The 3,570-nt window shown below is 58.0% G+C and carries 3 protein-coding genes; all 3 read right to left on the reverse strand.

Annotated elements, in window-relative coordinates; all coding sequences use genetic code 11:
• Nucleotides 1-667: 667 nt before the first annotated feature.
• Nucleotides 668-1,000, reverse strand: coding sequence for a hypothetical protein (locus tag IVB32_RS28890; protein WP_247412145.1), 333 nt, complete (start codon nt 998-1,000; stop codon nt 668-670).
• An 820-nt stretch (nt 1,001-1,820) separates the two neighbouring features.
• A complete protein-coding gene (locus IVB32_RS28900; protein WP_247360218.1) occupies nt 1,821-2,438 on the reverse strand; it encodes an NYN domain-containing protein in 618 nt (205 codons plus the stop codon).
• A 657-nt stretch (nt 2,439-3,095) separates the two neighbouring features.
• Nucleotides 3,096-3,566, reverse strand: coding sequence for a hypothetical protein (locus IVB32_RS28905; protein ID WP_247412146.1), 471 nt, complete (start codon nt 3,564-3,566; stop codon nt 3,096-3,098).
• Between the last annotated feature and the right edge of the window lie 4 nt (nt 3,567-3,570).

Genomic DNA, 3,570 nt, shown 5'->3' on the forward strand with positions numbered 1-3,570 from the left:
CCGACGCGGCCCGCGTCCACGACATTTGAATCATGGTTGCCCATGGATTCAGAAGCGCGCAAAAAAGGCAACTGTAATGCTAGGACAGCCGCGGGGTTTCCCGTGAAAAGACGGTCTGTGAAGGCGTCGACCTGATACATGCGCATGAGGACCTCACGGAGGCGCGTCGCTCGTAATCGCTTTTGGCGCTCGTTGCTCGCTCGGACCAAGCTGCCTTCTTCAGGAAGCCAAACTATGACTTCACTCTCCCACTTACAACATCGGCTCATAGCCCATAGGCGACCTGGCGCTCGATACTGCGCTGTAGGCTACTGACTCCTGAAGTGAGAGGCATAGTTTGATGTCTCGCCAACATTGTGCCCGGCGGGCAGTAGCTTCTGGATCAGGCAATCCGTGCGAGATCATTCAGAGCGGGACGGAGCCCAATCAATCAGGATTGGCATTCTCAGAACACTGGGACAAATCGGAGCAACTGTTTTGCTTCATCGGTCGTCAAGGCGAGAGAGTGTCTCGACTGCCGATCTATTGCGCGAGATGATCGGCTTTCACTCGACCCCTTAAGCCATAGGATACTTGGCCCCGCGCCGCCGCCAGACGACGCCTCCCTTCACAGATCCGAACTCGCATTGTGCGGCCAGCGTTATATGGACTTGGATTGAATGAGTAGCTAGTCGCGCAGACGAAGCCAAACGTCTTTACTGGATAGCGTGCCGGTTGGCGTCGCGATCTCCATATCGACGACGCGAAACGAGCCATGATTTTCGTAGACGTAGCAAAGGTGCCAGACCGGGCCGAGTTCCGGCGAAATGGCGAAGTCGTCCAAGGCGCTTGTGATGTTGTGAACGGCATCGCGTCGCCCCACCGGTGCGGAGAACATCGCCTCTATCAGGGCGGTCAGGCTCATGCCGCCGACCAGCATGGCTCGTGCAGCTTCATCGCCGTGAGTAAGCCGGAGGGCGGTCACGATTACCGCAATAGCGTCGGGGTTCTTGAGAGCCACGGCAGGTTCGCTTCGCCCAGCAAAAGCATAATGCCGGATCCCGATCCTTTCATGCAAGCAGGATTGAGCCGTCGCGAACCGGCTGAGGGCCCCCCGAGCCATTCTTATGGTCCGCTTATGGATGGTCGGCTTCGATTCGATTTCCTCTGCTGCGATACCAGTCGCAAAATTCTGCTCTATAGATAGGAGGCGGCGGGACTGAGTGGGTTCCAGATAAAGAACCCCGTCCACCATCCTGAGATCGCATAAGAAATTTTGCTCCGCGACGGGATCGGCCGGTGCGGCTTAGGCCGCCCGCGCCACCTCGAAACCCGGGTGACGCTTAGATGTGCGTTCGAGCGTCGCGATCGTATCGTGAAGATTGGCGCGCCGAGCTCGGAGGTCCAGCGCGAGCATGGGGTAGGAGAGGCTGGCCGGGTCGGGATTTCCCGCCTTTCGCTCCTCCTCTTGGATATCGCTCCCCAGCATCCGGACCCGTCGATGCAAGTCGGAAATGAGAGCGTGGAGGTGGAGGGACGCAGTTGCATCGAAATGGGGATGTGGGTGCATGTGATCGCTCCAATTTGAAACAAACGCCGTCACGGGTCTGCTTATTAGCGGTGACTGAGCAATAGCGGTGCCAGGGCGCTGACATAGAAGGTCAGAACCGATGCCAATTCTTGGCACGACTTATGCTCAGGCTTTGGCACCGGGATTTTGCTCATCCCCCGGGGCTGGGAAGCCGCCGCCTGCGATCATTCAAGCAGGCGGCGTTTTTTCTTCTGAAATCGATCGTGATTAATCTGCCCAAATTGATCGAAGCGTGCGCGGCCTTAGCCGTCTAATCGTGTGGGTCGTTTCCTTTCGGCTCTTGCAAGATTTTTGGCAGGTGTCCGCGCGTTTCGCGGTCGCGCGGGGCGGGGCGTTCGGACGGGTCGCGGCCGAGCTTGGACTGGAGCTCGACGAGGTCGGTGAAAACGTCGGCCTGACGGCGCAGTTCGTCGGCGATCATCGGCGGCTGGCTGGCGATCGTGGAAATCACGGTCACCCGCACGCCGCGGCGCTGAACGGCCTCGACCAGGGAGCGGAAGTCGCCGTCACCCGAGAACAGCACCATCTGGTCGATGTGCTCGGCGAGCTCCATGGCGTTCACGGCGAGCTCAATGTCCATGTTGCCCTTGACCTTGCGGCGGCCGGAGGCGTCGATGAACTCCTTGGTCGCCTTGGTGACGACGGTGTAGCCGTTGTAGTCGAGCCAGTCGATCAGGGGGCGGATCGAGGAGTACTCCTGATCCTCGATGATCGCGGTGTAGTAGAACGCCCGCGTCAGTGTCCCGCGGCTCTGAAATTCCTTCAACAGGCGCTTGTAATCGATGTCGAAGCCGAGAGTTTTCGCCGTCGCGTAGAGATTGGCTCCATCGATGAAGAGCGCGATCTTGTCCGTAGAGGAAGTTGACATTCGATTCACGCTTTCGGTGGAGCAGCTCGGAGCAAGCCTGGAAGCATCTCGGATACGCGATGCGCACGGGCGGTCGCATTCTATATAGATCACTACCGAAGATCGTCGAGTAGGCAGACGCTTCAACCTTCTACTTTTTTCAAACGGTATCACGCCTTGGAAACCCGACATTAGCCGAAAGTTGGGCTGTCAGATTTGTAATGTGTCCTGTCTATTTCCAAGTGCTTATTTCAGGGTGCTTGCGCCATGAGAGTTGGCGATTTTGCTCTCTTTAATCTTTGGATTGATCGGCGCGGCCGCGGCTGGCGGTGGTCTGTTTCGAGTCCATCCGGAGACCTTCTGTTGGTTGGAAGGGAGAGAAGCCGGTCCGCAGCGCGTTACATGGCTTCTCGAGCCATGTTCCAGTTGCTGCTGACCGCTCCTTATCGCAACGGAATGAGATCTAAAGATAGGTCGGCGCGGTGGCGTCGACCTGAATGCCAGCAAGGGATTTCGGCGGTGCATCGCATGGGCCGAGACGGACATCCCGGCCATTGAGGCGGGTCTGCAGACGCTGTCGGAGCGGCTGACCGGATAGAAGCGGGGTGCCACGGAGACCTTGAAGGACTGGTCCACCGGCCACCCGAACGAGATTCCGAAAGCGCTTCGTCGCAAGCCTCATCGCGCCGGGAGTCGGTCCACGATGTTGGTGAGAATCTTGGGTGGCAGCCCGATTCCAGAGAGCTTCCAAGTTGTCCCTTCAAGATGCATGCTGATGCTGCCTGCCTCCTGGCCTCCTCCAAGCCGCAATGCAAACTCAACGGGCTTCACAAAGGTGATCCGTCCGGCCAAGGCAAAGATGCTCGAGATGTCGAGCTCGGCCACTGAGGACATCGTTCCGAAAGTAATGTCCTCCGTGGCATTGCGAACAGCTCCGCTTTTCAGAAGTACCGACAGATTTTCTGAGGTCATGAGCTTGGCTGCCAGATCATCAGCGATGGTTGCACCAAAAGCGTTGATGGCTATTCGCTCGATCGGCCGCAGCTGGCGTTTTTGTCCGAGCCGGTCCAGGTAGTCGTCCGTTAAGAAGCCGAATTGAGCGGGAGCGGACAGGCAAGCGTATGCGATAGCTGGATCAGGAAGAGGCACAAGA

It is taken from the genome of Bradyrhizobium sp. 23, assembly GCF_023073295.1.
Classification (GTDB): domain Bacteria; phylum Pseudomonadota; class Alphaproteobacteria; order Rhizobiales; family Xanthobacteraceae; genus Bradyrhizobium; species Bradyrhizobium canariense_D.

Excerpts from the sequence above, each read along its gene's own strand:
- IVB32_RS28900 (WP_247360218.1), bottom strand. The coding sequence starts at position 2,438 with ATGTCAACTTCCTCTACGGACAAGATCGCGCTCTTCATCGATGGAGCC.